This window comes from Thermoflexus sp. (genome assembly GCF_034432235.1).
In the GTDB taxonomy this organism is placed as follows: Bacteria; Chloroflexota; Anaerolineae; order Thermoflexales; family Thermoflexaceae; genus Thermoflexus.
In genome coordinates, this window is the sequence record NZ_DAOUCJ010000119.1 from 1 (window position 1) to 2,456 (window position 2,456).

2 protein-coding genes are annotated in these 2,456 nt (G+C 64.3%); both read right to left on the reverse strand.

From position 1 onward, the window contains the following. Positions 1 to 203 precede the first annotated feature (203 nt). Positions 204 to 1,580 (reverse strand): hypothetical protein, encoded by a 1,377-nt coding sequence (locus tag VAE54_RS14350; RefSeq protein ID WP_322802660.1) that lies wholly within the window; start codon positions 1,578 to 1,580, stop codon positions 204 to 206. 19 nt (positions 1,581 to 1,599) lie between these two features. After that, positions 1,600 to 2,456: hypothetical protein (locus VAE54_RS14355; protein ID WP_322802661.1), on the reverse strand; the 857-nt coding region annotated here is incomplete at its 5' end.

Consider the following 2,456-nt stretch of genomic DNA (forward strand, 5'->3'; position numbering starts at 1 on the left):
GCCTCCCCCCACGCCCGCAACCGCCGGATCTGCCCTCGGATCTGCTCTGGATGCACCCGCAGCACCGTATCCATCGTTCGCCCTCCAGATGACGTGCTTCTCGTCCATTAAGATGATAGCCGCCCATTCGCAGCGCCGGGCGCTTCATCCCCCGTGTTTCTGCCCTTATCGGGCTGGGGGCTCGATGGGCCGCGACCGTTGCCTCATGGAGCCTCCCAGGGAGGAGGATATTCCGGCGGACGGGGAGGCAGCGGAACCTCTGGCAGATCCCGGGGAAGTGCGTAAAACGGAACCCAGCCATAGATCGCGTCGGAGAGCTCCAGGTTGAACAGCTCCTCCAGGAGGGTCAGGGGATATCCAGTTCCATCCTCGATGCGGATCACCCAGAGCCACAGCAGGTTGGCATATGGCGGAGGCTGGAAATCGCCGGCGAAGAAGTCTCGATGAAGCGCCACATCCCGGGGCAGGTAAACCTTCTCCGGTGGAACCCAGATCTCCAACGAGGCCAACGCGAACCGTCCATTGGGGGAGCATGCCAGCCCGGCCCAGGTAGGTCCGAGCAGGCTCGGCTGCAGGAAGAAGGGGAGGAAGGCGGCCGGGAAATGCCCCTGTTCGACCATGGCGTGGGCCAGGGCCTGCTGAGCGAGCCAGGTGGGCGCATGGACGGGGGCCGTCAGGACGTTCCCGGAGCGGAAATCCACCCAGTAAAGGCCGCCTGGAAATACGAGGGGTTCGGGTGTGAACTCCGGATCCACTTTCTGGAAAAGCTCCACCCCTTCGCTCAGAGGCCCTCCGATTCGATAGACGGCGATCAGCGCATGCTGCCGATCCGGGGAAAGGCAGCCATCCGCATCCAACCGATCGAAGCGCTTCGTCTCATCCCGGATCACGGACTCCGGAATCGGGAGCTGCAGAGGAGGGGACAGTGTCCCGTCCGATTCTGATAATACAGCGCAGAGCTCCCCGCTCCTTCCGCATGGTTTCAGATCGTGGAAAGCCTGGCCTTCCGATCCTCTGAGGTCCACCAGGGATGTTAGCGCACCCGGGGCCGCCATGCAGATCGGAGGGACATGGGTGGTGGCTGTCTCCGCGAACCATTCACCGTCCCGCCAGTAACAGAAGTGCAGACGTCCATCCCAGAGCGTCCAGAAGGGCATGGTCAGATCGGGGGGCCACGGTCCGATCCAGCGCTGGCCGTCAGTCAGCCAGAATGCTCCCTCAGACCACGTCATGCGTTCCAGGTCCGGGCGGAACACCATGATCCAATCCCCTTCGAACTGGAAGCCCGCTGGAAGCGGCTGGGGTCTTTGCACCGGGGCGAGGGTCCGGGGCGGAACCGGCGTGCGGGTTGGCGGGCGGGAGGTGGAAGTGGGCTGCCGGGTGGCGGTGGCCGTCGCGGGGGCGATGGTCGGCGTGGGGGATGAGATCCGTGGGGTCGGCGTCTCAGGAGGGCGAACCGCTACGGTCGGTATGGCGGCCCGGCTCGGTGTGGCGGTGGGGATCAGAGCAGTTGATGGGGCAGGGCGCATGCAGGCGACCAGCCCCAGAACCAGACCCCATCGAATCCACCATCGGCGCATGGGATCCCTCCTGCTTTCTTCATGGATGGGTGACCGCGTTCCCTTCCGGGATTGAAAGCTGGGTTTCCAGGCTCAGCACCCACCAGCGGTTTTTGCCCCGAGCCTGATAGTTCACGGAATTCCAGAAATACTCCCAGGGATAGCGTTCCTGGCGGTTGTGGTAGGGGTTGTTGATGACCACGTAGCGCTTCCCGTCCCGCTCCTCCAGCCGATCGATGACCACCCAGTGGGCGATTTCTCCGGGTTTTTTTCTCCTCCCGCTGGATCCGGTCAGGATGCCGCCGTCTCCTTTCCTGCGATCCTCCTCCGACACAACGATGTCCGGCGCTTTCAGTCCATAGCTCTCCCAGTCCGCGTTGCCCCGGGTGGCTGAGGTGGTGGATCCCTTCGCAGTGACCAGAGCCATCACGGCAATGGGCTGTCGCATCAGCCCTTGCAGCTCATGCCATGCTTCCTCGGAGGAGCTACCCCTGAGGGAAACACGCTCCCCATGGATCCCGTAAGCATTCGCTGTGGCAATCAGATCCCACGTGGTGGTCAGCGCCGTGGCGCGTCCCCCCTCGACCTCTGGTGCCTTGCCCGTGATCTCCACCAGCCGGTTCGCCACTTCCTGAGCCGGGATGGGACGTCGAGTCAAGCGGGAGAGGGCCATGCTCAGGGCCACCGGGCCGCAGGCAGTGGCCCACGGGATCGGCCCTTGAGGGGTGGGGAATTGAACCATGAACTGATTGGGGATCGGCGTTCCGGAAGCCTCTACAGCCAGAGGCGTGACGGGCAGCTGCAGCGGTGCAATCCAGCCCTCCGCCAGCGGCTGGGCGGCCTGGAGGAAGGCCTCCTCCAGGTGGTGGAGGGCCTGCTCCAGGATATCGGCCAGGA

Bases quoted from the DNA above. Each gene is read 5' to 3' on its own strand.
- VAE54_RS14350 (WP_322802660.1), bottom strand. From the start codon at position 1,580: ATGCGCCGATGGTGGATTCGATGGGGTCTGGTTCTGGGGCTGGTCGCC.